Source organism: Blautia marasmi (assembly GCF_900258535.1).
GTDB lineage: Bacteria > Bacillota > Clostridia > Lachnospirales > Lachnospiraceae > Blautia > Blautia hominis.
Window position 1 is genome coordinate 3399727 of the sequence record NZ_OIWX01000001.1, and the last position, 25187, is coordinate 3424913.

Genomic DNA, 25187 nt, shown 5'->3' on the forward strand with positions numbered 1-25187 from the left:
ATGAGTAATGAAAATGCTAAATCTGCAAGAATTGCATATCTGAAATCCAAAGAGGGACGTAAGAATGTACTGAACTGTGTGATAGCGGTTTTGATAGCAATCTTCTTCCTGTTCCCCATTTACTGGTTGATACAGATGTCTTTCAAGACAGACCTGGAAAGCTTTGGAAAGCTGGTAACTTACTATCCCCATGAATTTACCATTGATCCGTGGCTCCAAAACCTTCAGGATAAGGATTTTGAAACATCCCTGAAAAACAGTGTATGTATTGCCACCTGCGCTATGTGCCTGTCACTCTTGTTCGGTATCCCAGCTGCGTATGGTATGGGGCGCTATCAGGTAAAGGGAACCAAGTCCTTTATGCTTACTTTCTTGGTTACCCAGATGCTTCCGGCTTCTGTAATGCTGACACCTATGTACCTGATTTTTTCTAAAGTGCATCTGCTGGGAACATATATGGCTCCGGCACTGGCAGTTTCGGCTGGTTCTGTACCATTTATTGTTGTGACCCTGCGGCCTTATTTCAAGAGTATTCCTGTGTCTCTGGATGAGGCGGCCCGAATAGACGGATGTAACGTATATCGTTCTTTCTTCAAGATTATGATCCCCACCATCAAGACAGGTATTATCACGGTAGTGGTTATTGCCTTCTTGAATGGCTGGAATGATTTGATTTACTCTATGACCTTTAATGTAAAGGCAGACATGAGACCTTTGACTGCAAACATCCACAAATTCCAGAGTAAGTACGGGACAAAATGGAACTGTATCATGGCATACGGTGCTATTTTGGTTATCCCTGTTATCCTGGTGTTTGTATTCCTTCAGAAATATATTGTAGGTGGTTTGACAGCAGGTGCAGTAAAAGAATAAGAAAATATAATCAAAAATAATCAATCAGAAAGGAAAATTTAATTATGCCGGACTTTGCAAAAAAAGAGGGAGCTCCCAGTGGAGATTTTCGCTCAGACAACAATTTTTTATTAGGGTATTTTGAAGAAAAAGAAAATGCGTTATACTATCGTTATGATGCAGAACGGGTAATTGTGGAGCCTTGGGGGGCCAACAGCTTTCGGGTAAGAGCTTCCAAGATGTCCCAGATGCCGGATGAGCTGTGGGCGCTGGATGGAAAGCCTGCGACTAATGAGGCGAAAGTGACAATTCATGAATATTCTGCTGAAATTGTAAACGGAAAAATCAAAGCAGTCATCAATAATATCGGTAAAATCACATTTTACAACCAGAAAGAAGAAGTTCTTCTGGAAGAGTATGTCCGTAACAGAGAAGATATGTTTGCAGACACCTGTAGCTCTCTTGAGGTGGAAGCAAGAGAATTCAAGCCTATTATTGGCGGAGATTATCAGCTGACCATGCGTTTTGAATCAAATCCAGATGAGAAGATTTACGGTATGGGACAGTATCAGCAGAAGTTCCTGGATGTAAAAGGTGCTGAGCTGGAGCTGGCTCACAGAAATTCCCAGGCAAGCGTGCCTTTTGCCCTGTCATCACTGGGATATGGTTTCCTTTGGAATAATCCGGCTATTGGCCGTGTCAGCTTCAACAAGAATATCACCACCTGGGAAGTACAGTCTACCAAGAAACTGGATTACTGGATTACTGCAGGTGACACTCCCGCAGAGATTGAAGAAGCCTATGCGGATGCCACAGGTAAAGTTCCCATGATGCCGGAATACGGCATGGGATTCTGGCAGTGCAAGCTTCGTTACCAGACCCAGGAGGAGCTTCTGGAAGTGGCCAGAGAGTACAAGAGAAGGGAAATCCCTGTGGATGTTATTGTAGTGGATTTCTTCCATTGGCCAAAACAGGGTGACTGGAGATTTGACGAAACTTACTGGCCGGATCCGGATGCCATGATTGCAGAACTGAAAGAGATGGGCATTGAGCTGATGGTTTCTATCTGGCCCATGGTGGACTACAAGAGTGAGAACTTTGAGGAGATGAAGGCAAAAGGTCTTCTGACCAGAGTAGAAAAAGGTGTCCGCATTGACAATGTTTACATGGGAAATACCATCCAGTACGACCCCACCAACCCGGAAGCCAGAGAATATGTCTGGGGTAAGGCGAAAAAGAATTATTATGACAAAGGCGTAAAAATCTTCTGGTTGGATGAAGCAGAGCCGGAATACACGGTTTATGATTTTGAAAACTACCGTTATCATTTGGGACCGAATGTACAGATTGGTAATATTTATCCGGCTATGTATGCAAAAACTTTCTTCGATGGAATGAAGGAAGAGGGGCAGGAAAATGTAGTAAATCTGCTTCGCTGTGCATGGGCCGGATCTCAAAAATATGGGGCCCTAGTATGGTCCGGGGATATCCATTCAACCTTTGAGAGCCTTCAGAATCAGTTTGCAGCAGGTTTGAATATGGGGATTTCCGGTATTCCGTGGTGGACTACAGACATCGGCGGATTCTTTGGAGCTAATATTTATGATGAGGATTATCACGAGGTTCTGGTGCGCTGGTTTGAATATGGAACGTTCTGTCCGGTTATGAGACTTCACGGCTACAGAATGCCTTATCAGCCTCAGTACGGAACCACAGGCGGTGCAGAGTGTGTATCAGGAGCACCAAACGAAATCTGGTCCTACGGTGACAAGGTATATGAAATCTGCAAAAAATATATCAATCTGCGTGAGTCCATGCGCACCTATCTACGCAGGCTGATGGAGGAAGCCCACGTAAAAGGAACACCGCTGATGCGGCCATTGTTCTATGACTTCCCAGAAGACAAGGCTTGCTGGGAAAATGAGACATCTTATATGTTCGGTCCAGATGTTCTGGTATCACCTGTTATGGAAAAAGGACAGAGTAGCAAAGAAGTATATCTTCCTGCAGGAAGTGTATGGACCGATGCGTGGACAAAAAAGATCTATGAAGGCGGACAGAAGGTGTCAGTGGAAACACCTTTAGATAAGATTCCTCTGTTCACCAGAAACGGCTACACATTAGAAGTATAAAATAGACCAGATATGGTAGAAGGCAAAGCGTGTCAGGATATATTTCAAATACGTTTTCGGGGAAAGGGCTGCCGATTTAGCAGGCAGCTCTTTTACTTAAAACATAATCCTTTTGTCTGATATACGAAAAGAAGGGAAATAGCAGGAGGAGCTATATATGATAAAGCAAGAAGGCAATAAAGTTTACAGACGTTTTGATAAAGAATTGCTGTGTGTGGAACCTTGGGGGGAAAACAGTTTCCGTGTAAGAGCTACGCAGAGACATGAATTCAGTCCGGAGGATTTGTCTGCTTTACAGCAGCCTAAAGACAGTCAGATAAAGGTCTATGAAAGAGAAGAGTATACAGTTATAGAGAACGGAAAAATCCGCTGTGAGATTACCCCTACAGGAAAACTTCGCTTTTTTAACCAGAATGGTAAATTGTTGTTGGAAGAATTTGAGAGAATCCGTGCGGACTACAGGAAAGAATATAACAGTGCTCTGGAAATTGAGCCAAGAACCTTTGAACCTCACCAGAATACAGATAATTATAAACTGACAGTACGCTTTGAACCAGTGGATGGGGAGAAGCTTTACGGAATGGGACAGTATCAGCAGCCATATCTGGATGTAAAGGGGTGCTGTCTGGAACTGGCACAGCGTAATTCCCAGGCCAGTGTTCCCTTTGCCCTTTCCAGCAACGGATATGGGTTCTTATGGAATAATCCAGCCATCGGAACGGTTACTTTTGGAAAAAATGTAACAGAATGGGTGGCAAATTCCACAAAACAGATGGATTACTGGATTACAGCGGGAGACACTCCGGCTGAGATTGAAGAAGCTTACGCAGATTCCACGGGAAAAGTTCCCATGATGCCGGATTATGGCACTGGTTTCTGGCAGTGTAAGCTGCGTTATATGTCCCAGGAAGAGATTCTGGAGGTTGCCAGAGAGTATAAGAGAAGAGGACTTCCTATTTCTGTTATCGTGGCAGATTATTTCCACTGGCCGAACCAGGGTGACTGGAAATTTGACCCGGATTTCTGGCCGGATCCCAAGGCTATGGTGGATGAACTCAAAGAGATGGGAATCGAACTTATGGTTTCTATCTGGCCCACAGTGGAGGAGACCAGTGAAAACTATCAGGAGATGGAGGAACTGGGCTATCTCACACGTTCTGAATACGGAAAACGTCTGGGCCAGCTCAATGTAGCCAGCCTCATAGACACCACTAATCCGGATGCAAGGAAGTATGTGTGGGAGAAAATAAAGAAAAATTATTATGATGCTGGTATTAAAATCTTCTGGCTAGATGAGGCTGAACCAGAGCTGACATCATATGAATTCAGCCATTACCGTTATTTCCGCGGTACAGATATGGAAGTGGGAAATATGTATCCTAAGGAATACGCACGTATGGCCTACGAAGGGATGGAAGAAGAAGGGCAGGAGAACATTGTGAATCTTTTGCGCTGTGCCTGGGCAGGTTCCCAGAAGTACGGAGCTTTGGTATGGTCCGGTGACATTGATTCCTCTTTCCGTTCTCTTAGAAATCAGCTTGCCGCTGGCCTGAACATGGGAATTTCGGGGCTGCCCTGGTGGACCACAGATATTGGCGGTTTCCACGGGGGAAATATCAATGACGAGAAGTTCAAAGAAGTCCTGGTGCGCTGGTTTGAGTTCGGAGCTTTCTGTCCGGTAATGCGTCTCCATGGCTTTAGAGAACCATTTCTTCCGGGACTCAGTGAATCCGGCGGTGGAAAACACAGAAGCGGTTCACCAAACGAAGTATGGACCTATGGGGAAGAGGTGCTTTCTATCTGCACAAAATATTTAGGACTGAGAGAAAAGCTGAGACCTTATGTGACAGAACTAATGCAGGAAGCTCACGAAAAGGGAAGCCCGGTTATGAGACCTCTGTTTTATGACTTCCCTGGGGATAAGAAAGCCTGGGAAATCGAGGATGAGTACATGTTCGGACCGGATTTGCTGGTAGCTCCTATCCTATATGAAGATATGAGAGAGAGAAACTTATATCTTCCAGAAGGACACTGGAGAGATATAAACGACGGAAAGGAATATGAGGGCGGACAAATGGTGACGGTTGCAGCACCTCTGGATACCATTCCGGTATTTGCAAAGGCGGGGACACGTCCCGAACTGGCATAAAGAAGCAAAACGAATGCAGGGGCACAGAATGAGTTGTAGTAAGCAGCAGGCAGTTGTTAACAGAAAGGAATGAGAGAAGTGAAAAAAGGAAAAGACAGAAACTTATTTAGTTTTGGGGGCAGCTTTGTGAATATATGCGACAAGGCGTTTGATGTACTAGCTCTTGGATTTTTATGGGTATTGTGCAGCCTTCCCGTCATCACTATAGGGGCTTCCTGCACAGCACTTTATTATTCCATGGTGAAATGTGTGAAGAATAACGATGGCTATGCCTCAAAAGAGTTTTTCCGTGCCTTTAAAATGAATTTTGTGCCTGCCACTATAATATGGGTAATACTTGCAGCGGCAACACTGGCAATGCACCTGAATATCGGAATCCTGATGAAAAACACCAGCGGTTATGTGGGCCTGTTTTTTATCTGTGTCTATGCCCTCGTATCCGTATATCTGCTGATAATGGTATGCTATGCATTTCCTGCATTATCCCGCTTTGATATGAGTGCTGGATGGATTTTAAAATTATCCATGTACATGGGAGTGCGTTATCTGTTTACTAGCCTGGTTTTATTACTGATTCTGGGATGTTTTGGAGTGTTTATCTGGAAAATTCCCATGCTGATGTTTTTTGTTCCGGGCCCTATTACTTTTCTAATGTCGGAATTTTTGGAGCGTGTACTCCTAAAACATGAACCTAAAACAGAGGGAGGAATAAGAGAATGAGATTTACCAATGGATATTGGCTGTTAAGAGACGAAATGACCCCGGCCTACGCCGTAGAATACGCGGGCCATACCGTTAAGGGAGATGAACTGGTGGTTTATCTTCCCGGAAAGCATATTGCGGGCAGAGGGGATGCCCTTAATATTCCCATGCTGACCGTCACTCTTTCAACACCCATGGAGGGGGTTATCAAGGTGTCTGCCGTTCACCATGCAGGCGCGCTTTATAAAGGGCCTTTTGCGGAAATAAAAAATGACCATCCACATGCAGAGATCACCGAGACAGAGGATTGTCTTACCTTTGCAAGCGGCAGTTTGAAAGCTGTGATCCACAAGACCCCCAATGCGTACAAGCTTGCTTTTTATGAGGGGGAGAAATTCCTGACAGAGTCCAGCTTCCGCAATCTTGCACACATGCATAACAGGGAAACCGGTAAGAATTATATGGTGGAACAGCTTCTCATTGATGTGGATGAGTATGTATACGGCCTTGGCGAGCGTTTTACACCGTTTGTGAAAAACGGGCAGACGGTTGAGATGTGGAATGAAGACGGCGGCACAGCCAGTGAGATCGCCTACAAAAATATACCGTTTTACATTACCAACAAGGGATATGGCGTCCTGGTGGACAATGAGGGGGACGTGGCTTACGAGATCGCCAGCGAGAAGGTGGAGAGGATCCAGTTCTCCGTGGAAGGGGAGCGCCTGGACTATTATTTCATCAGCGGGCAAAGCCCAATGGGGACCGTGGAAAAATATACAGAGCTGACCGGAAAACCGGCATTGCCTCCGGCCTGGTCCTTTGGCCTTTGGCTCACCACTTCCTTCACAACAGATTATGATGAGGACACCACCTCCGGGTTTATACAGGGGATGGCTGACAGGGATATTCCGCTGCATGTGTTCCATTTTGACTGTTACTGGATGGAGGCTTTTGAGTGGTGTAACTTCAAATGGGATCCAAATGTGACTACTGATCCCAAATCCATGCTGCAGAGGTACCATGACAGAGGTTTGAAAATCTGCGTATGGATCAACCCTTATATTGCCCAGAGATCCTGTCTGTTTGAGGAAGGCAGTAAGAATGGATATCTGGTAAAACGCACAGACGGAAGTGTATGGCAGACAGATCTGTGGCAGCCGGGAATGGGACTGGTGGATTTCACCAATCCGGATGCCTGTGCATGGTATCAGAGCAAACTGAAGACACTTCTGGACATGGGTGTGGACTGCTTTAAGACAGACTTCGGTGAAAGGGTGCCTGTAAAGGATATTGCTTATTTTGACGGCTCAGACCCGGTTAAGATGCACAATTACTATACCTATTTATATAATCAGACGGTATTCCAACTTTTGGAGGAAGAAAGAGGAAAAGGCGATGCTGTCCTCTTTGCCCGTTCTGCCACCGTAGGCGGACAGAAATTCCCGGCACACTGGGGCGGTGACTGCTCAGCTACCTATGTTTCCATGGCGGAGACCCTGCGGGGCGGATTGTCCCTTTCTCTCAGCGGTTTCGGTTTCTGGAGCCATGATATCAGTGGATTTGAGCAGACAGCTCCCGCGGATATTTACAAACGCTGGTGCCAATTCGGGCTTTTAAGTTCACACAGCCGTCTGCACGGTTCTTCCTCTTACCGCGTGCCGTGGCTTTTTGATGAGGAAGCCTGCGTGGTGCTGAAAGAATTTGTCAACCTAAAATGTCGTCTTATGCCGTATCTGTACGGGCAGGCTGTGCGCTCCCATACATACGGGACACCGGTTCTGCGGCCCATGTTCCTGGATTTCCCCCAGGACAGAGCCTGCGACACACTGGACCGCCAGTATATGTTCGGTCCTTCTCTGCTTGCTGCTCCCATCTTTAAGGAGTCAGGCGAAGTGGATTACTATCTGCCAAAGGGAACCTGGGTGAACCTGATCACAGGGGAGACACGGGAAGGCGGAACCTGGTATAAGGAAGTCCATGACTATCATTCCCTGCCACTCATGGTGAAAGAAAATACTATTCTGCCCATAGGAAACAATGACCGGGAAGCGGAGTATGATTTTGCGGACGGTGTGACCCTCCTTCTGTCCGTATTTGCGGATGGAAAAGAAGTGGAAGTGGAAATTCCGGACTGCAAAGGAAATACCGTAATGAAAGCCCATGCCCGGTGCTGTGACGGAGAGATCCTGGTACATGTGGAAGGTGGAAACGGTAATTACTCAGTGAAGAGCCTTGTGGGACAGAAGATCAGAATGGCATAAGAAATGTATCTGTAAAGATGCTGTATCCATTGCAGCAGGATATAAAAAGAGATGGCACAGAACCTTGCGAACAGGTTCTGTGCCATTTTTTTCTGATACCTTACTCCAGATTCAGTTTTTTTGACAAGATGTATCTGCTGCCAAAGAAGAAGAAAATACCGGCTAAGAGATACCATATAGTTTCCACGATATAAGAATAGTTTACGACAGTCTCACCGGCACGTGTGACCATTAGGGTTGCTCCGATCCCACCGGGAAGAGTGATTCCGCTAATGATAAGATTTACGATATTGCTTACAATAACAATGCCAAAGAAGGACAGTACGGACCCCATGACTTTATGAGTCTTAAATTGGCTGCCCAGGCAGATGGCAAAGATCAACAGCCCCGTAGAGAAGCAGAAGAAATCAATGAAAATGGACAGCAGGTAGATAATGGTATTCATGATATCCGAAAATCCGCTCAGGGAACTGAGGGAGTGCCACATTTCCCCCAATACATGAGTGAAAGCAGGCCAGGTATCCTTATTGATCAGCAGGATACCGATGGAGATGACTACAAAAATAATGTCAAGTATTGTCCAGATCCAATAGATAAACATTTTAGACAGCAAAAGCTGTGTGGGTGATACCGGAAGCGTGTGGGTCAGGTAGCCCTCATCGGAAAAGAAACTCTTCTGTATATGCATCGCCAGATAGAGCATGGTCATGAGCAGGACTGCCATGATCCCCAAAACATAAACGGTCACATAAAACATAGTTGTGATTCCCATGACGGTGTTGCTGGAATCAGAGAGATATTTTGAAAAATAAATTTGATATCCCATACGCCCGATAAGTGCATAAACTAAAAGCGCTCCGTGTACAATAAATAGTAGTGTGGAAACAGACCTCCACTCATATTTGAATAGTTTCTTTAACATTTGAACACCTCCCGGAACAGACTATCCACAGAAATGCCTTTTGCAAGGCGGATATTGTCCACACTGTCCTGCATGCGGATATGGCCGTTCTGAATAAAGATCACATCATCCAGAATATTTTCCACATCGGAGATCAAATGAGTGGAAATAAGGATGGTTGCATTTTCGTCGTAGTTGTTGATAATAGTGGAAAGGATATAATCCCTGGCTGCAGGGTCCACGCCCGCGATGGGCTCATCCAGGCAGTACAGGCTGGCTCTGCGGCTCATGACCAGTATGAGCTGTACTTTTTCCTTAGTACCTTTGGACATGGTGCTTAAACGGTCGTTAGGGTTGATATTCAGCTTCTGCAGCATATCATAAGCCCGGGACCTGTCGAAATCCGCATAAAAGTCACAGAAATAGGAGATCAGATCAGAGACCTTCATCCATCGGTTCAGATAAGTGCGTTCCGGCAGATAGGATACGATCTTCTTTGTCTCCACACCGGGTGCCTTGCCATCAATAAAGATTTCACCCTCAGTGGGAACCAGAAGCCCGTTCAGCAGTTTGATCAATGTGGTCTTGCCGCTGCCGTTAGGGCCAAGCAGACCGATAATTTTACCACGCTCCAGTGATAAGTCGATGTGGTCGAGTGCCAGTTTATTGCCGTAACGTTTTGTCAGGCCCCGGCAGTCAAAAATCGTACTCATTTTTTCTCCTCCTCGCTCACTTTTTGGATCAGGCCTATGATGTCCTCTTTAGACAGGCCTATTTTTTCCATTTTTTCAAGAAACTCTTTGACTTGTTCAGATGCAAGTTCTGTTTTCAGACTATCTATCATACTAAGGTCCTCCGTAATGAATCTTCCGCTGGTTCTCTGGCTGTATACCAGGTTCGTACGTTCCATCTCTGACAAGGCTTTCTGCATTGTGTTGGGATTCACACCGGCAGTCTGTGCCAGGTCCCGCACAGATGGAAGTTTACTCCCCGGCAGATAGATGCCGGCGATGATATCGGTTGTGATACGCTCGATCAGCTGTACATAGACAGGCCGATCTGGATTTAGTTTCCACGACATATAATGTAACACCTCCTGTATTACTGTACTAATTGCTTAATACAATAATACGCGTTTATAAGCCCATTGTCAATAAGTTTTAAAAAAAATACAAAAGAATTTGAAAAACCCTCGATTTAGGCATTGCAATTCCCCGATTATATGTTACAATATTGTTACGGAAAAATTAAAAGGTGAGAGTATGAACTTATACGAAGCGATATTTTCAAGGAAATCAGTCCGAAGCTATGAGATGGAACCGGTGAAGGCTGCTCTGCTGAATGAGATCAGAGAGTATTACAGCCAGATTGAAGGGTTAAATCCCGGTATCCATACGGAGATTTCTATTATAGATAATACTAAGGGACAAAATAAAAGAATACATCTGCTGGGCATAAAGGCTCCGTATTATATTGCCTTTTACTCAGAGGAGAAAGACCGGGCCATGATGAACGCGGGTTATATTATGGAGCAGCTTGCGCTCTTTATGTGTGCCAAAGGGCTGGGGACCTGTTTCTTTGGCGGTGTGAAGCCAAAGGCAGGGAATCCGCACAAGGGGAATCTGAAATTTGTGATCCTCATGGCATTTGGATACAGCCGGGGCAGCCATACCAGAAAGGCCGTGGAGGCCAAGCGCATGGACCTGCAGGACCTCTGTGTGTACAAGGAGGTTCCGAGGCAGTGGATGAAGCAGCTTCTGGATTCCGCACGCCTGGCTCCTTCCAGTATGAACAGCCAGCCGTGGCGGTTTGTAGTTTATGATAACAGAATTCACGTGTTTGCCAAGAAGCATAATATGAATCACCTGGGCAAATATGAGGAATTTAATTTTGGTATCATGTTTTCTCATCTAATGATCGTTGCGGAAGAATTGTGGCTGGACGTGGATTTGATCCGTCTGGAGGATATTACCCATAAGAATTTCCCGAACAGCCAGTATATATTGAGTGCTATTTTAAGGACGTGATCAAGGATCATGTCCTTTTCTGATTTTTGTCCTGTAAACGCAGTAATTCCTGCCTGGCCTGAACGGCAACAGAGGGATGCAGCAAAATCTCACAGGCACAGGAAGCAAGGATTCCGGCAGCGGCCAGCATTCCTTTGTGTGCTATAGAGGATCTGCCCTGTGCGGTCACACTCCAGTGATGAAGAGGAGAACCGTTTGCGTAACAGTTTACCATGAAAGCAGAAGAAGGGATTCTCTGGCTGACATTTCCGGCATCTGTGGAAATACTGGTCTTTCTGTGAAGAGAAAAATCCGGGACGGTATCAATCGGATCCGGGGTGTCCGGTAAATTGCCAAATGGCACAAAACGTGCAGCATAACACATCTCCTCATCTGTATATGAAAGCGGCAGAAAGCGGTCAAGATATTTCAGTACCAGATCGTCAAGTGTCTGATTGGGGAGAAAACTTTCATAGATACATTTTTCATCTATCTCCACAGTGGTATCTGTCATGAGGGCTGCACCTCTGGCAATATTGTTTACCCTCTCTTTTAATGCCTCTGCCTGCTCCGTGCGGGGAGCACGGATGGCGTAAAAAACTTCAGCTTCGGCAGGGATGATATTTGGCGCAGTGCCGCCGGAGTTCAGATAAGCGTAATGGACCCGGGCCTCATCGATCATATGCTCACGGAGGTAGTTGACACCTACGTTCATCAGTTCACAGGCATCCAAAGCACTCCTTCCCATATGGGGAGATTGGGCAGCGTGGGCACTGGTTCCCTGGAAGCGGTAAGAGACACGGCAGTTAGCAAGAGCATCATTGAATAGTCCGGATTTAAAGTGGGGATGCCAGGAAAGACAGATGTCTGTTCCTTCAAAGAAACCGGCCTCTATCATGAAGGCCTTGCCTGCAGCGTTCTCTTCAGCCGGACAGCCGTAATAAATAATGGTTCCACCGGTTTTTTTAAGGTCCATATAATCTTTTGCCGCAAGGGCAGCTCCCAGTGCGCCGGTGCCCAAAAGATTGTGGCCGCACCCGTGTCCGCAACTTTTTGCACCGGTGGAAGCAGACGCTTCGGTGGGCGGATGAATACTGTCAGCCGGCCAGAACAGGCCCGAGAGCGCATCGTATTCACCGAGAAACCCGATAACCGGATGACCGCTCCCATATCTGGCCATAAAGGCGGTGGGCAGCGTGGAACAGGGGGAACTGACGGCAAATCCATGATTTTTCAGGATATCCATCTGGAGCGAACAGGATCTGAATTCTGAGAAGCGCTCCTCAGCAAATTCCCAGATACGGTCTGCGGCCTGAATGAGCTCCGGTCTGTGGTTTTCTACAAGACGTTTTATTTCTTCTGTGTTAAGCATATATTTTTCCTTTCCCGGCAAAAGAGTTTTCGTGCCAGCTCCCTACATTCACAGTTACGCGTTTTCTTTTATTATAAGATGGAGAAAATTTCCGGTCAATCTGTAAATGTTTCTTGACAAAATAAAATGTAACTGATATAGTTACAGTATAAATGTAATAATTAAAGTTACAGAAACGTGATGAGGATTTATATTCTGAGCCTGATGCTCAGGAAGGGAGCAGCTATGAATACGAAAGAACACGAAGTTATGAAAATGAGAGGCAGTGCAGATGTGTCATATCTTGGACAGAGCGTGGATTCCATGGTATGGGAGTTTATGAAGGAAAAAGAGATTCCGGGACTTACCCTGGCAATTGTCCAAGCACCGTATATTCCAAGGGTAGTGGGGTATGGACTGTCAGATACAGGTGAGAGAAGGCTGGCTTCTGCGAACACAATGTGGCCGGCAGGTCCCATTTCCCAAGCATTCGCGGCTGTAGCTGTCATGCAGCTTTTTGAGGATGGAAAGCTGGGACTTGAAGATAAGCTGGGGGATCACATACCGGAAGTACCAAAGGAATGGCATAATATCGAAATCCTGCAGCTGCTCCGCCATGCGTCAGGGCTGCCGGATTACCGAAAAGACGGGTTTGACATTTATAGAGAATGGGAATTTCAAGAGATGCTTGCGCTGATAAACAGAGAAGCACTGCATTTTACTCCGGGTACGGATGTAGAATGGAGTGCAGCAAACTTTTTGATGCTGACAGAGATTGTAGAACGCGTAAGTGGTGAAACGTATCACGATTTTGTGATGGAAAGGCAGATCCGTTTCCTTGGGCTTAAGAGGACAGGATTTGCGGAGGACCTGGAAAATTTCCGGCATGAGGATGTGTCTCTGACAGAGAACATTCATCAGCTTTTTAAGAAAGACGGAAAGTACATAGACCCTACGGAACCGGCGGCAAGTTATGACATAGCAGGCAGAAAGACAGAGCGGGCTGCATCCTCAGCCCTTAGGGGTGTGGGGGATATCTGGGCATCCGCGCAGGATATATCTTTCTGGGATATCGGGCTGGCAGGCGGGGTGCTGATCCATAAGCCGGAGCACAGAAAGCTTGTCTATGCGCCATGGAACCTGCCGGACGGCAGAGAAGTGCCTGGAGTGGCAGGATGGCAGTTTTATAAACACAGAGGACTGATGGATATCAAGGGTTCTGTTCCGGGGTATTCTTCTTTCCTAAGCAGGTTCACTCACCCAGATGAACTGGTATGCGTCACGCTTCTGGCCAATAAGGAGGGAATTGATTTTACGAATCTGGGAAGAAAAATTGCAGGTGCTTTCGGAGATTTGCTGTCCACCAATTACGATGATAATAAATTGTATCTCCTTGAAGGGCAGTTCCCGGTGGAGGATATGGTCAGACGATTGCAGATTATCCTGGAGGAAAAGAAGATCCCGGTATTTGCCATATTTGACCATGCCAAAAATGCGGAGGAGGCAGGTTTATCCCTGAGGCCGACCACCGTGGTTGTTTTCGGGGCACCCAAGGTTGGGACCGGGCTGATGCAGGAAGACCAGAGTATTTCCCTGGAACTTCCTCTAAGGATCGCTCTCTGGGAGGATGCGGTGGGCAGTACCTGGCTGGCATTTCCGAGAATGGAGCGGCTGGCAGGAGAATATGGCCTGGGCAGTCATCCGGTGATTGGGAAAATGCAGACACTTCTGGAAGAGCTTGTGAGAAAAGCGGGGAGTATTTATGCATAGTTAAAATGCAGAACGAAAAAGGACGGGCATCTTTGAAAGATGTCCGTCCTTTTGACAAAAAAATAGAGCGCGAGACGGGACTCGAACCCGCGGCCTCGACCTTGGCAAGGTCGCGCTCCACCAACTGAGCCACTCGCGCATGTCTTAACGACAAGACATAATATACTATACCTTTCGCCAAATGTCAACACGTTTTTAGAAAAAAATTTAAAAATTCTCAATTGAAAAAGTAAATTCCGTTCGGGAGTGGAATTTACTCCTTCCTAACCTCACTCATTTCGGATATGGAATTTAATCTTTCCGAAATTTCTGGTATCCTATTCTTACAAATATGACTTCTTCTTCTGGCTTTATCATAGGAGGAAATTTTCATGAGTAAAAATAAACATATGACTTTAGATAACAGGATCACCATTCAAGGGGAACTTGACAAAGGTTCTACATTTAAACAGATTGCCGTACTTCTGGGTAAAGACTGTACTACCATCTCCAAAGAGGTCCGTAAACATATCCTCAAACAAAAAACAGGCTCCATGGGCAGAGCTTTTAACGACTGTCTGATAAATTTCAAACGCCAGTGCAGGATACACTCTTCTTGTTCTCATTGCACTGCCAGATCGAACAGGCCCTGCTGGTCCTGTGGTAAATGTATGGAAGATTGTCTTTCTTATGTCTCTTATCCCTGTAAAGAGCTGCTAAAACCTCCTTATGTCTGCAATCCCTGCAGAGAACGCTCACGCTGCTCTTTAGAAAAATCTTTCTATCGTGCTGCCCATGCACAAAAAGAATACGATATGTTAAAGTCAGAATCCCGGTCCGGTTTTGCAGTCTCTGAAAAAGAACTGCTCCATCTTGACAGCATCATTTCTCCCCTTCTTCGCAATGGACAATCTCTTCATCATATAGCGGTCCATCACGGGGATGAGACTATGCTGTCTGAAAGGACCTTGTATACCTATGTCAAGCACGGCCTCTTTTCAGCCCGGAACCTGGATATGCCCAGGATCGTCCGGATGCGTCCGAGAAAAGGTAAAAAGAGTCCCTTCAAGGTAGACAAAGCATGCCGGATCGGGCGCACTTTTGAAGACTATCAGGCTTTTATGGCTGAAAATCCGCTTTATCCTGTGATACAGCTCGATTCTGTGGAAGGTATAAAGGGCGGAGCTGTCCTTCTCACAATACACTTTGTACAGCAGGAACTCCAGATCGCCTTCTTGCGCGCAGCCAATGATTCCCGGTCTGTCATTGATATATTTGAGAAACTGTATATGGAGCTCCGCCCTGATATCTTTCTTGATCTGTTCCCAGTGCTGCTGACAGACAATGGCGGTGAATTCACGAATCCTGCAGCGATCGAATACGACAGACAGGGGAATCAAAGGACCCGTATGTTCTACTGTGATCCAGGCGTCCCTTCCCAGAAAGGCAGCTGTGAAAACAACCATGAGATGATACGCCGCTGTATTCCCAAAGGTATAGACATCGGTCAATATACGCAGGAACAGATAAGCCTCATGATGAGCCACATCAATTCTTATACAAGACCAAATCTTGGAAACAAAAGCCCTTACGATGTTTTTGCATTTCAGTATGGGCAGAAGATATTAGATGTATTTGGCTTAAAAAGGATCCCGGCAGACGAGATCATCCTGACACCAAAAATTTTAAACAACAATAAATAAAAAAACAGCCAGGAGTTTGTGATCGCACACAGTCATCATAGTCTTCTCCCCAGGGGTGGAATTTACAGCTTCCGAACAAAGACAAGTAAATCCGACTTCTGATCTTAATGCACAAAAATATCAAAATCCTGCTGTTTTATCTTAATTATATCAGTAAAACGCGCCTATGGATAGTATATTTTACTTTATAGCAAAAGTAAATTTCACCCAAGATACTCCAAGTGGAATTTACCCCTGCAAAACGGAAGTTACTTTTTCAACTCACCTATTCCATGANTCTTAATTATATCAGTAAAACGCGCCTATGGATAGTATATTTTACTTTATAGCAAAAGTAAATTTCACCCAAGATACTCCAAGTGGAATTTACCCCTGCAAAACGGAAGTTACTTTTTCAACTCACCAAATTTAAAAATTTTCCAGAAAAATTTGCCGACCAGCAACAGTTCGGCTTGGGACGCTCAGGCAGTGCATGAGGCAGTTCACTTATTTCTGTGGACAGTATGAAAAAGACAGTTTAGTAGTGAACGCAATTCTAAGAGGACACCTTCAGCATGGGTGGCGGCTGCCTATGATGATCTGACGGATGTTGAGATGATTGAAGATCCGTGGGGGGCGATAATTTCAAAAGGAAAGGCTTACCATGGAGTTCGGATACCGGGGCATAAAAAGGGGCTGCGTATTTACAGGCAGTTTGTAGAACAAGTATGTGATAATTGGGAGAATGTAAAAAGACTTTGCAGCAGTGCCAAACAGTTTGAAAATAAAAGCAGATAATTAGATGAAGACCGTTTTTGGTATTGAGAGAGCGTTTGGGGGCGGCTTTTACGGAAAAGAAGGGATAAAAAAAGGAGGGCCGGGCTTTTTGAAAGCCCGGCGTATGAAAAAGAAAATTTTTATATAAAGGTGATTGCCTTTCTATGTATCTAATACTAAACCACAAATATGATGAAACTGTGGTGAAATATTAAAAGAATTGTGAATGGAATTTGAATGTTTTGTGAAAGGGACTGATTGCAAGAAGAATTATACAAAATAATTTACCATTATGCTCAATTTATGCTATAATAGACGAAAAGCTGGTCAGACGCCTCAGGCGCCTGGGATTTCATAAGAGGCCGGGCGGCGGGTAAAGAGCAGCACTGCATTAGGAGGTGCTTCATTATGAAAATGATATTTGCAATCGTGCACAAAGAAGATGAAGGATTCGTGGTAGAACGTCTGAATAAGGAACGCATCAGTGTGACAAAACTTGCCAGCACAGGCGGATTTTTGAGAAAAGGAAATGCCACGCTGATGATAGGTACTGAGGACGACAAAGTGGAAATGGTGCTCCAGGTCATCAAGGAGGAGTGTTCCAGGAGAAAAGAGATGCTCATCAACCCAACCTACTCGGCTGGAACAAAAGGCCCGGTACTGGGATATTCCGCGCCGCCGGTCACCATTGATGTGGGCGGGGCTACCGTATTTATCGTGAATGTGGAACAATATCTGAAACTGTAAAGGCGGATACAAGAGATGATAGGAACACTGGTAAACTGCGCAACTATTTTGACTGGAAGCTTTATCGGCAGCAGACTGAAAAAGGGAATCAGGGAAGAACATCAGGAGATCATGATGCAGGCTATGGGGCTGGCAGCCACTGCGCTTGGGATCAATGCCATAGTCAAGTATATGCCCCAGAGTGAGTACCCGGTCCTGTTTATTGTGAGTTTGGCTCTTGGCGGGCTTCTTGGAGAGAAGATACATCTGGAGGACAGGTTTAAAAAGTTTGTCACCGGCTTTTCCAATGGGAACCTGGCTCAGGGACTGTCCACAGCGATACTTCTGTTCTGTGTGGGCACGCTGTCTATTCTGGGTCCCATGGAGAGCGCTTTGAAAGGGGACAATACTTACCTGTTTACCAATGCCATGCTGGATTTTGTGACGTCTTCCGTGCTGGCATCCACGTTTGGATTTGGAATTGCGCTGGCTGCTATTGTTTTATTTTTCTGGCAGGGATTTTTCTACTGCCTGGCGCTGCTGCTTTCAGGGGTTATGAGTCCGGCAATCATGGCGGAGATCTCTATCATCGGAGGCATCCTGATTTTCAGTTCAGGCCTCAGCATTTTGGGGATCAAGAATTTCAGAACCATGAATATGCTGCCGGCATTTCTGGTTCCGGCAGTGTTCTTTATCGTCAGATCATTTTTATAAACAGAAGATCCATACCCATTTTACCGGGAGGATAGGATACGACAGAAGAAAGGGGATTGACATCGTGGTCAGAAAGACAAATGTAGTGGCACAGCAGAATGTGCGGGGCGGAGAGGGAACCGTGGAGTTCCATCACATCCTGAAGGAGGAAGAGCTTTACGGACATGGAAAGCTATATGCCAAAGTAGTGTTAAAGCCTCACAGCTCCATCGGTATGCATCAGCACGTGGGCAATACAGAACCTTATTTTGTGCTGAAAGGAACCGGGGTTTTCGTGGACAATGACGGCAGCCGCACAGAGGTGCATTCCGGGGATGTATGTGTCATTGAACCGGGACAGAGCCACAGCATGGAGAACAACACAGACGAAGATTTTGAAATGATGGCGCTGATCTACAATGAGGCAGCAAAATAACCGAAACAAATTTTAGGAGGGGAAACCCCTCTGACAAAATATGACAAAAAGGGCGTTTCTACGTGGGTGGAAATGTCCTTTTTTGTAAAATCCACTTGTGAAACATAATATATAATGTTAAAATTATCACATAAGCATATGCTTGTGTATGTTTCTAAATACATACAAAAATTTCAGGAAAAAAGCGGAGGAATTCAAGATGAAGAAACTGAAAGTGACCAAAGGCGCAAAGTGTATGGCATGTCTGGAGTGTGTAAGAGCATGTTCAACAAGCTTTTATAAGGAGTTTGACCCGGACAAATCCTGTATCCAGATCATTGACAAAAAGGGCGATGCAAAACCAATGGTCTGCGTACAGTGCGGAAAATGCGCAGAAGCCTGTCCGGAGGGCGCGATTACACAGAATGCAAAGGGTGTTTACATGATCAGCAAGAAAAAATGTACCGGATGCGGCAAATGTGTTGAGGCATGTCCTTTCCATGTAATGGTAAAAGCAGAGGATTCACCTACAAGCAGCAAATGTATCGCTTGCGGTATCTGTGCGAAAGCATGTCCGATGGACGTACTGGAAGTTGTAGAAGGCTAAGCATATGTAAGGAGGCTGCCGCAGTTACCGTGCGGCAGCCTTTTGGGTTTTGGAGGATTGAACATTGGCGGCAGGCGGGACCCGCTGCCTGGAAAAGGGGGTTTTTGCATGGTACACGGCACAGCGGTACTGAAATCAGAATACGACGGACTGGGTCTGTCTGTCTTGTGGGTAGTGCCCAAAGAGGGAAGTAAGGGAGTGGTACAGATTTCCCACGGTATGAGTGAGAATAAGGAGAGGTATCTGCCGTTTATGGAATATCTGGCAGAGAGGGGATACCTCTGTGTGATCCATGACCACCGGGGGCATGGGAAAAGTGTACATAATCAGGAAGAACTGGGATATCTCTACGGCGGAAAGAATAAAGCCATGGTGGAAGACCTGCATCAGATTACTTTGTGGATCAAGGAAATATTCCCGGATCTGCCGGTGTATCTGCTGGGGCATAGCATGGGTACCCTGGTAGCCAGGAATTACCTGAAATATTTTGACAATGAAGTGGAAAAACTGATCCTTACCGGGCCGCCCTGCCAGAATCCGGCGGTGGATCTGGGGCTTCTCATTGCCAGGATGCAGAAACAGAAAAAGGGAGGCCGTTACCACAGTAAACTGCTGGAGACCATGTCCTTCGGTTCCTTTGCCAGCCGTTTTGCAGGGGAGAAGAGCCGCTTTGCCTGGATCTGTTCGGATGAGGAAGTGGTGAAGGCGTATGAGCAGTCCCCTCTGTGCGGTTTTACTTTTACGGCGGATGGGTTTGAAGGGCTTTTGATGCTGCTCAAAGAGACATATAGTAAAGAAGGCTGGAGACTGCAGAACCCGGAGCTGCCTATTTTGTTTCTGGGAGGCCAGGACGACCCCTGTATCGGAAACGGAAGAAAATTTGTCAAGGAGCTTCAGTATATGAAACAGGTGGGGTATCGCCATGTGACAGGAAAGCTTTATCCCGGGATGCGCCATGAAATTTTGAACGAGAAAAACAAATTGACAGTTTTTCAAAATATTTATCAATATCTGGAAAAATAAGGTGATTATTTTGAAATTATCTCCAACATGCCGGTTGAAAAACAAAAAAGATAATGTTATAGTTAATTTGTATTCATAAAAGAAGTACAAGGGTTATCAAAAGGAGGATGAGCATGAAAAAGAAAATTTTAGGTATCGTATTGTCTCTGACAATGGTCGGCGCAATGCTGGCAGGCTGCGGACAGCAGCAGGGAGCGGAAGACAAGAAGGAAGAAACCAAAAAAGAAGAAACCAAGACAGAAGATACCAATACGGACAAAGCGGACGATGCGGACAAGCAGGATGACAAAACAGATGAAAGCAAGACGGAAGGCACCGGCAAGTTTGCACCTGTTGCCAAAGAAGACCTGAAGGTTGGTGTTATCCATATTTCTGACCCGGCAGAGGGTTCCGGATACACATATACACACGACCAGGGTATTGTGGAAATGCAGAAAGAACTGGGACTGGAAGACAGCCAGATCATCCGCAAGAACAATATTCCGGATACAGATCCTACAAAGACGGAACAGGCTATCAGAGAATGTATAGAGGATGGATGCCAGATCATTTTTGCCACCAGCTTTAACTACATGGATACCTGTGAACAGCTTGCCCAGGAATTCCCGGATGTGATCTTCTCTCACGGCACAGGATATAAGTCCAATGACACAAACTTCAACAACTATTTCGGAAGAATTTATCAGGCCAGATATTTATCCGGTATTGTTGCCGGTATGAAGACAGAGAGCAACAAGATTGGTTATGTTGCAGCTATGGGTTCTGAGAACTCTGAGGTTACCGGCGGTATTGATGCTTTTGCCATCGGTGTTGCGGAAGTAAACCCGGATGCGGAAATCCACGTAAAAGTTACGAACAGCTGGTTCTCCCCCACAGAGGAGACCAATGCGGCAAAAGCTTTGATCGCAGCAGGCTGTGATGTGATCGGACAGCACTGTGATACACCGAATCCCCAGACAGAGGCAGAATCAGCAGGCGTATGGGGCGTTGGTTATAACTCAGATATGAGCAAGGATGCTCCGGCAGCAACACTTACCTCTGTTATCTGGAACTGGGGTGTATATTATACACAGGCTGTACAGAAAGTGATTGACGGAACATGGACACCGGAAATCTATTTCGGCGGCATGGATGACGGTCTTGTAGATATCACACCGATCAATGAGGAACTGTGCGCACCGGGAACCAAAGAAAAAGTGGAAGAGGCCAGAAGAAAGATCATGGAAGAAGGCTTCAATGTATTTGACGGTGTCCTGGAGACAAACGACGGCAAAGTAGTAGGAACAGAAGGCGGTACACTGGATGATGCAACCATCACCGGAGGCATCAACTGGTATTACAAGAATGTAGTTGTAGACTAAGGATAACGGATCAGCCGGTCCCGGCATTTACTGAGCTGGCTGTATAATTACCATCAATAGTTCTTGTTTAGAGAAAAAAACAAAGAGGGAATATAAAATGTAAAAAATCATTTTGTATTCCCTCTTTTCTTATGATACAATTATTCTGTATGTTTGTGTCTAAAATTGTAACGGATGGAGTATGCGTTACCAAAACAGAAAGAAACGAGAGGTGACACAGTTGGCTTTAGACAAGGTAGAGAATGCCATTGAGCTGAGAGGTATCACAAAGACATTTGGCAGTGTTGTGGCGAATGACCATATTGACCTGGATGTCAGAAGAGGAGAGATCCTTGCACTTCTGGGTGAGAACGGTTCCGGAAAGACCACATTGATGAATATGATTTCAGGCATTTACCACCCGGATGAGGGAAGTATCCAAGTAAATGGCAGGGAAGTAGTGATCAATTCCCCTATGGATGCAAAAAAGCTGGGGATCGGCATGATCCATCAGCATTTTAAACTGGTGGATGTGTTTTCTGCCATGGACAATGTGGTGATCGGTGCAGAGGGAAAGAGGATCAAGCCAAAGGAGCTGAAGGAGAAAATCCTGGAGCTGACCCAGAAGTTTGGCCTTGAGGTCGAACCGGAGAAGAAAATATACAATATGTCTGTCAGCGAGAAACAGACCGTGGAAATTTTAAAGGTACTGTACAGAAATGCCGACATATTGATCCTGGATGAACCCACAGCGGTGCTCACGCCCCAGGAAACACAGAAGCTCTTTGCTATCCTGAGAAGAATGAAAGAGCAGGGAAGCGCCATTATCATCATCACCCACAAACTGAATGAGGTTATGGAGATCAGTGACCGGGTGACCATTCTGAGAAAAGGCAGAAGTATTGATACGGTAAATACAGCAGAAACTAACGAAAAGCAGCTTACTGAACTGATGGTTGGCCGCCCGGTGGTTCTGGAGATAGACCGCCCTAAGTGTGAAAATGTACACACAAGGTTAAAAGTGGTGGATCTTTCCGTAAAAAAATCAGATGGGACCACTGCGCTGAAAGATTTGTCTTTTGAAATAAAAGCAGGAGAGATCCTGGGTGTGGCTGGCATTGCTGGCAGCGGTCAGAAAGAGCTGTGCGAAGCCATTGCGGGTCTGCTGCCTGTGGAGACGGGAGCGATCCTGCACAACAAAGAGAATATTATAGGAAAGACACCTAAGCAGATCAACAATCTGGGCATCAGTCTTGGCTTTGTCCCGGAGGACAGGCTGGGCATGGGGCTTGTAGCCTCCATGGGTATGGTGGACAACATGCTTCTGAAGTCCTATGACAAGGCGAAGGGAATCTTTGTGGACAGAAAGCCCGCCAAAAAGCTGGCGGAGGAGCTGGTGGAGCGCCTGGAGATCATGACGCCCAATGTGGAGACCCCTGTGCGGCTGCTCTCGGGCGGTAATGTACAGAAGGTTCTGCTGGGAAGGGAGATTGAATCAGAGCCGTCAGTTTTGATCACAGCCTATCCGGTGAGAGGCCTGGACATTAATTCTTCCTACACGATTTATGATTTGCTGAATGAGCAGAAGAAGAAGGGGGTAGCCGTTATGTTCATCGGTGAGGACCTGGATGTGCTGCTGGAGATCTCAGACAGGATCATGGTGCTCTGCCATGGAGAGGTGACGGGTATCGTGGATGCCGCGTCAGTCACAAAAGAAGAACTGGGACTTATGATGACAGGATCAAAAAGGGAAGGGGTGAAGGCTGATGGATGAGACAAGGAAGAAAGAGCCTCTGATTCGTGTGGAGAAGAGAAAAGAGCGCCCCGCAAAGCAGGTACGGCTGCTGCGTCTGGCTTCTGTACTGCTTGCCATTGTAGCCGGCGGCCTCTTTATCCTCTGTATCGGGTATAATCCGTTTTCTGTATATGCAACCATTGTGTCAGGCGCGTTCCGAAGCAGCATGGCATTCCAGGCCACCATTAAGGTGATGGTGCCGCTGCTCATACCGGCGCTGGGACTTACCCTGGCGTTTAAGATGCGTTTCTGGAATATAGGAGCTGAGGGACAGATCATCATGGGGGCGGTGTTTGCCACTTTTTTTGCTCTGTTCTGCTGGGATTTCCCGCATTGGCTTCTCATGATCTGCATGTTTTTAGCGGGTATGCTGGGCGGTGCCCTTTGGGGTATCATTCCTGCATTCTTTAAAGCAAAATTTGGTACCAATGAGACACTTTTTACACTGATGCTGAACTATATCGCACTGTATCTCATCTCCTTTTTAAGAGACGGCCCGTGGCAGGACCCCAATTCCTCAGGTTTTCCCAAGATCGCACGGTTTGGGGAGAATGCGCAGCTTGACAAACTGTTCGGTGTGCATGTGGGATGGCTGATCGGGCTTGTGCTGGTAGTGATTGTGTACATCTATCTGAAATATACAAAACAGGGATATGAGATCAGTGTGGTAGGCGAGAGCCGTGCTACAGCCCAGTACGCGGGTATGAATTATAAGAAGATCGTACTGCGCACCATGGCTTTCTCAGGTGCCATCTGCGGTATTGCGGGTATGGTGCAGGCCAGCGGTTCTGATCTGACACTCACCACATCTGTGGCGGGCGGCGTGGGATTCACGGCTATTATTGTGGCATGGCTGGCACAGCTTAACCCGGTGGGGATCTTGGTGGTATCTTTCTTATTCAGTGTGCTGGAAAAGGGGAGTACGGTCATGCAGTCCTCCTATGGACTGTCCGCCTACTCTGCTGACGTGCTGCAGGGGATCATCCTGTTTTTTGTACTTGGATGCGAATTCTTTGTCAGATACCGGTTTGTTACCCGTAAGAAGGGAGGTAAGGCGTAATGGATTTTTTTACTAACTTTTTTGTGGCGGCGGTCCTTGCCGGTACTCCGCTTTTATTCGGGATCTTGGGTGAGATCATCAACGAAAAATCAGGCCATCTGAATCTGGGTGTGGAAGGTATGATGTCCATCGGTGCATGCGCGGGATTTATGATGGGGTATAAGACGGATAATCTGCTTCTGGCCCTGATCGCTGCATTTGCGGCCGGTATGCTGGGAGCCCTTATCTATGCAGTGCTCACGGTAACGTTTATGGCAGACCAGAACGTTACGGGTCTGACCCTGACTATTTTCGGTATTGGACTGAGTAACTTCTTCGGTGATTTTGTCAGGGAAAAGACAGGGGCAACCTCCCTGAAACTGCCCGCAGGCATTCTGGACAGCCTTGGTAAGGTGGAGATTCCGGTGCTGTCTGATATCCCAGTGCTGGGAAAATTGTTTTTTAACTATAATATATTTGTCTATCTTGGAATTGCGGCTGCCATACTGTGCGGTATTTATCTGCACAGGACAAAAGCCGGCCTGAATATCCGTGCGGTGGGTGAAAATCCCGCGGCTGCAGATGCGGCAGGTCTTCCGGTAACAAGACTGAAATATATCAATCTGATGCTGGGCGGAGGGATCTGCGGTATTGGCGGTGCGTACTGTTCCATGATCATCTGTAACGGCGTATGGATCAGCAACTGTGTAAACGGTCTCGGGTGGATCGCCGTGGCGCTTGTTATCTTTGCTACCTGGAATCCGAACAAGGCTGTCTTTGCAGCGCTGGTGTTCGGGGCATTCAGTGTATTGAAATACTATGTGCCAAAATCAGTCATCAAGATACCGGACTCCATTTTTGATATGGTGCCGTTCTTTATGACCATACTTGTGCTGATCGTCACATCCATCCGTTCTTCCAAGGAGAATTCCCAGCCGCAGTCCTGCGGTGTGAATTATTTCCGTGAGGAGAGATAAGGATTCACAA

Annotated in this window: 21 protein-coding genes and 1 tRNA gene; 17 read left to right on the forward strand and 5 right to left on the reverse strand. The window is 46.2% G+C overall.

The window, feature by feature from the left end; all coding sequences use genetic code 11:
• The 5 genes from C6P39_RS14635 to yicI all read left to right on the forward strand — a co-directional run bounded on the left by C6P39_RS14635 (position 1) and on the right by yicI (position 8096).
• The gene (locus C6P39_RS14635; protein ID WP_104804260.1) at positions 1-873 is read left to right on the forward strand and encodes a carbohydrate ABC transporter permease; all 873 of its coding nucleotides are present in this window, start codon (positions 1-3) and stop codon (positions 871-873) included.
• A 44-nt stretch (positions 874-917) separates the two neighbouring features.
• Positions 918-2984, forward strand: coding sequence for a glycoside hydrolase family 31 protein (locus C6P39_RS14640; RefSeq protein ID WP_104804261.1), 2067 nt, complete (start codon positions 918-920; stop codon positions 2982-2984).
• 157 nt (positions 2985-3141) lie between these two features.
• Positions 3142-5133 carry a glycoside hydrolase family 31 protein gene (locus tag C6P39_RS14645; protein WP_104804262.1) on the forward strand — a complete coding sequence of 664 codons (1992 nt, stop codon included), beginning with the start codon at positions 3142-3144 and terminating at the stop codon, positions 5131-5133.
• Positions 5134-5202: 69 nt separating this feature from the next.
• A complete protein-coding gene (locus C6P39_RS14650; RefSeq protein ID WP_104804263.1) occupies positions 5203-5853 on the forward strand; it encodes a YesL family protein in 651 nt (216 codons plus the stop codon).
• On the forward strand, positions 5850-8096 hold the full coding sequence (gene yicI / locus C6P39_RS14655; protein WP_104804264.1) for an alpha-xylosidase: 2247 nt from the start codon (positions 5850-5852) through the stop codon (positions 8094-8096). The genes C6P39_RS14650 and yicI overlap by 4 nt, the downstream gene beginning before the upstream one ends.
• Positions 8097-8196: 100 nt before the next feature.
• On the opposite strand, the gene C6P39_RS14660 is transcribed toward yicI, so the two are convergent.
• Genes C6P39_RS14660 through C6P39_RS14670 form a run of 3 tightly spaced genes read right to left on the reverse strand, consistent with a single transcriptional unit; the run spans position 8197 to position 10078 of the window.
• Entirely contained in the window at positions 8197-9018 is an 822-nt protein-coding gene (locus C6P39_RS14660) for a hypothetical protein (RefSeq protein ID WP_095172090.1), read from the reverse strand.
• Positions 9012-9710 carry an ABC transporter ATP-binding protein gene (locus tag C6P39_RS14665; protein ID WP_095172089.1) on the reverse strand — a complete coding sequence of 233 codons (699 nt, stop codon included), beginning with the start codon at positions 9708-9710 and terminating at the stop codon, positions 9012-9014. The genes C6P39_RS14660 and C6P39_RS14665 overlap by 7 nt, the downstream gene beginning before the upstream one ends.
• Entirely contained in the window at positions 9707-10078 is a 372-nt protein-coding gene (locus tag C6P39_RS14670; RefSeq protein ID WP_095172088.1) for a GntR family transcriptional regulator, read from the reverse strand. The genes C6P39_RS14665 and C6P39_RS14670 overlap by 4 nt, the downstream gene beginning before the upstream one ends.
• A 181-nt stretch (positions 10079-10259) precedes the next feature.
• On the opposite strand from C6P39_RS14670, the gene C6P39_RS14675 reads away from it, so the two are divergent.
• Complete coding sequence (locus C6P39_RS14675) at positions 10260-11024, forward strand: nitroreductase family protein (RefSeq protein WP_095172087.1); 765 nt, start codon at positions 10260-10262, stop codon at positions 11022-11024.
• A 7-nt stretch (positions 11025-11031) separates the two neighbouring features.
• Here the strand turns inward: C6P39_RS14675 and C6P39_RS14680 are convergent, their stop codons facing one another.
• Complete coding sequence (locus tag C6P39_RS14680; protein ID WP_104804265.1) at positions 11032-12375, reverse strand: amidohydrolase; 1344 nt, start codon at positions 12373-12375, stop codon at positions 11032-11034.
• 225 nt (positions 12376-12600) lie between these two features.
• On the opposite strand from C6P39_RS14680, the gene C6P39_RS14685 reads away from it, so the two are divergent.
• Complete coding sequence (locus tag C6P39_RS14685; RefSeq protein ID WP_104805939.1) at positions 12601-14124, forward strand: serine hydrolase; 1524 nt, start codon at positions 12601-12603, stop codon at positions 14122-14124.
• Positions 14125-14190: 66 nt separating this feature from the next.
• Here the strand turns inward: C6P39_RS14685 and C6P39_RS14690 are convergent.
• Positions 14191-14263, reverse strand: a tRNA-Gly gene (locus C6P39_RS14690).
• A gap of 232 nt (positions 14264-14495) precedes the next feature.
• On the opposite strand from C6P39_RS14690, the gene C6P39_RS14695 reads away from it, so the two are divergent.
• The 10 genes from C6P39_RS14695 to C6P39_RS14745 all read left to right on the forward strand — a co-directional run bounded on the left by C6P39_RS14695 (position 14496) and on the right by C6P39_RS14745 (position 25177).
• The gene (locus C6P39_RS14695) at positions 14496-15806 is read left to right on the forward strand and encodes an IS30 family transposase (RefSeq protein WP_104803025.1); all 1311 of its coding nucleotides are present in this window, start codon (positions 14496-14498) and stop codon (positions 15804-15806) included.
• A 1164-nt stretch (positions 15807-16970) separates the two neighbouring features.
• Positions 16971-17309, forward strand: a complete 339-nt coding sequence (locus C6P39_RS14705) for a cyclic-di-AMP receptor (RefSeq protein WP_018596100.1) — start codon at positions 16971-16973, stop codon at positions 17307-17309.
• A gap of 15 nt (positions 17310-17324) precedes the next feature.
• Positions 17325-18002, forward strand: a complete 678-nt coding sequence (locus C6P39_RS14710) for a DUF554 domain-containing protein (protein WP_095172080.1) — start codon at positions 17325-17327, stop codon at positions 18000-18002.
• A 64-nt stretch (positions 18003-18066) separates the two neighbouring features.
• Complete coding sequence (locus tag C6P39_RS14715; RefSeq protein WP_065543076.1) at positions 18067-18417, forward strand: cupin domain-containing protein; 351 nt, start codon at positions 18067-18069, stop codon at positions 18415-18417.
• Positions 18418-18616: 199 nt separating this feature from the next.
• Positions 18617-19003, forward strand: a complete 387-nt coding sequence (locus C6P39_RS14720) for a 4Fe-4S binding protein (protein ID WP_026255561.1) — start codon at positions 18617-18619, stop codon at positions 19001-19003.
• 108 nt (positions 19004-19111) lie between these two features.
• Positions 19112-20026: an alpha/beta fold hydrolase gene (locus C6P39_RS14725; protein ID WP_104805940.1), complete on the forward strand. Its 915-nt coding sequence runs from the start codon at positions 19112-19114 to the stop codon at positions 20024-20026.
• A gap of 113 nt (positions 20027-20139) precedes the next feature.
• The gene (locus C6P39_RS14730; RefSeq protein ID WP_104804267.1) at positions 20140-21387 is read left to right on the forward strand and encodes a BMP family ABC transporter substrate-binding protein; all 1248 of its coding nucleotides are present in this window, start codon (positions 20140-20142) and stop codon (positions 21385-21387) included.
• A 181-nt stretch (positions 21388-21568) separates the two neighbouring features.
• Positions 21569-23140, forward strand: a complete 1572-nt coding sequence (locus C6P39_RS14735) for an ABC transporter ATP-binding protein (RefSeq protein WP_104804268.1) — start codon at positions 21569-21571, stop codon at positions 23138-23140.
• Complete coding sequence (locus tag C6P39_RS14740; RefSeq protein ID WP_095172077.1) at positions 23133-24221, forward strand: ABC transporter permease; 1089 nt, start codon at positions 23133-23135, stop codon at positions 24219-24221. The genes C6P39_RS14735 and C6P39_RS14740 overlap by 8 nt, the downstream gene beginning before the upstream one ends.
• Positions 24221-25177 (forward strand): ABC transporter permease, encoded by a 957-nt coding sequence (locus C6P39_RS14745; RefSeq protein WP_095172076.1) that lies wholly within the window; start codon positions 24221-24223, stop codon positions 25175-25177. The genes C6P39_RS14740 and C6P39_RS14745 overlap by 1 nt, the downstream gene beginning before the upstream one ends.
• Positions 25178-25187: the final 10 nt, after the last annotated feature.

Bases quoted from the DNA above. Each gene is read 5' to 3' on its own strand.
- C6P39_RS14635 (WP_104804260.1), top strand. From the start codon at position 1: ATGAGTAATGAAAATGCTAAATCTGCAAGAATTGCATATCTGAAATCC.
- C6P39_RS14640 (WP_104804261.1), top strand. From the start codon at position 918: ATGCCGGACTTTGCAAAAAAAGAGGGAGCTCCCAGTGGAGATTTTCGC.
- C6P39_RS14645 (WP_104804262.1), top strand. From the start codon at position 3,142: ATGATAAAGCAAGAAGGCAATAAAGTTTACAGACGTTTTGATAAAGAA.
- C6P39_RS14650 (WP_104804263.1), top strand. From the start codon at position 5,203: ATGAGAGAAGTGAAAAAAGGAAAAGACAGAAACTTATTTAGTTTTGGG.
- yicI (WP_104804264.1), top strand. From the start codon at position 5,850: ATGAGATTTACCAATGGATATTGGCTGTTAAGAGACGAAATGACCCCG.
- C6P39_RS14660 (WP_095172090.1), bottom strand. From the start codon at position 9,018: ATGTTAAAGAAACTATTCAAATATGAGTGGAGGTCTGTTTCCACACTA.
- C6P39_RS14665 (WP_095172089.1), bottom strand. From the start codon at position 9,710: ATGAGTACGATTTTTGACTGCCGGGGCCTGACAAAACGTTACGGCAAT.
- C6P39_RS14670 (WP_095172088.1), bottom strand. From the start codon at position 10,078: ATGTCGTGGAAACTAAATCCAGATCGGCCTGTCTATGTACAGCTGATC.
- C6P39_RS14675 (WP_095172087.1), top strand. From the start codon at position 10,260: ATGAACTTATACGAAGCGATATTTTCAAGGAAATCAGTCCGAAGCTAT.
- C6P39_RS14680 (WP_104804265.1), bottom strand. From the start codon at position 12,375: ATGCTTAACACAGAAGAAATAAAACGTCTTGTAGAAAACCACAGACCG.
- C6P39_RS14685 (WP_104805939.1), top strand. From the start codon at position 12,601: ATGAATACGAAAGAACACGAAGTTATGAAAATGAGAGGCAGTGCAGAT.
- C6P39_RS14695 (WP_104803025.1), top strand. From the start codon at position 14,496: ATGAGTAAAAATAAACATATGACTTTAGATAACAGGATCACCATTCAA.
- C6P39_RS14705 (WP_018596100.1), top strand. From the start codon at position 16,971: ATGAAAATGATATTTGCAATCGTGCACAAAGAAGATGAAGGATTCGTG.
- C6P39_RS14710 (WP_095172080.1), top strand. From the start codon at position 17,325: ATGATAGGAACACTGGTAAACTGCGCAACTATTTTGACTGGAAGCTTT.
- C6P39_RS14720 (WP_026255561.1), top strand. From the start codon at position 18,617: ATGAAGAAACTGAAAGTGACCAAAGGCGCAAAGTGTATGGCATGTCTG.
- C6P39_RS14725 (WP_104805940.1), top strand. From the start codon at position 19,112: ATGGTACACGGCACAGCGGTACTGAAATCAGAATACGACGGACTGGGT.
- C6P39_RS14730 (WP_104804267.1), top strand. From the start codon at position 20,140: ATGAAAAAGAAAATTTTAGGTATCGTATTGTCTCTGACAATGGTCGGC.
- C6P39_RS14735 (WP_104804268.1), top strand. From the start codon at position 21,569: ATGCGTTACCAAAACAGAAAGAAACGAGAGGTGACACAGTTGGCTTTA.
- C6P39_RS14740 (WP_095172077.1), top strand. From the start codon at position 23,133: ATGGATGAGACAAGGAAGAAAGAGCCTCTGATTCGTGTGGAGAAGAGA.
- C6P39_RS14745 (WP_095172076.1), top strand. From the start codon at position 24,221: ATGGATTTTTTTACTAACTTTTTTGTGGCGGCGGTCCTTGCCGGTACT.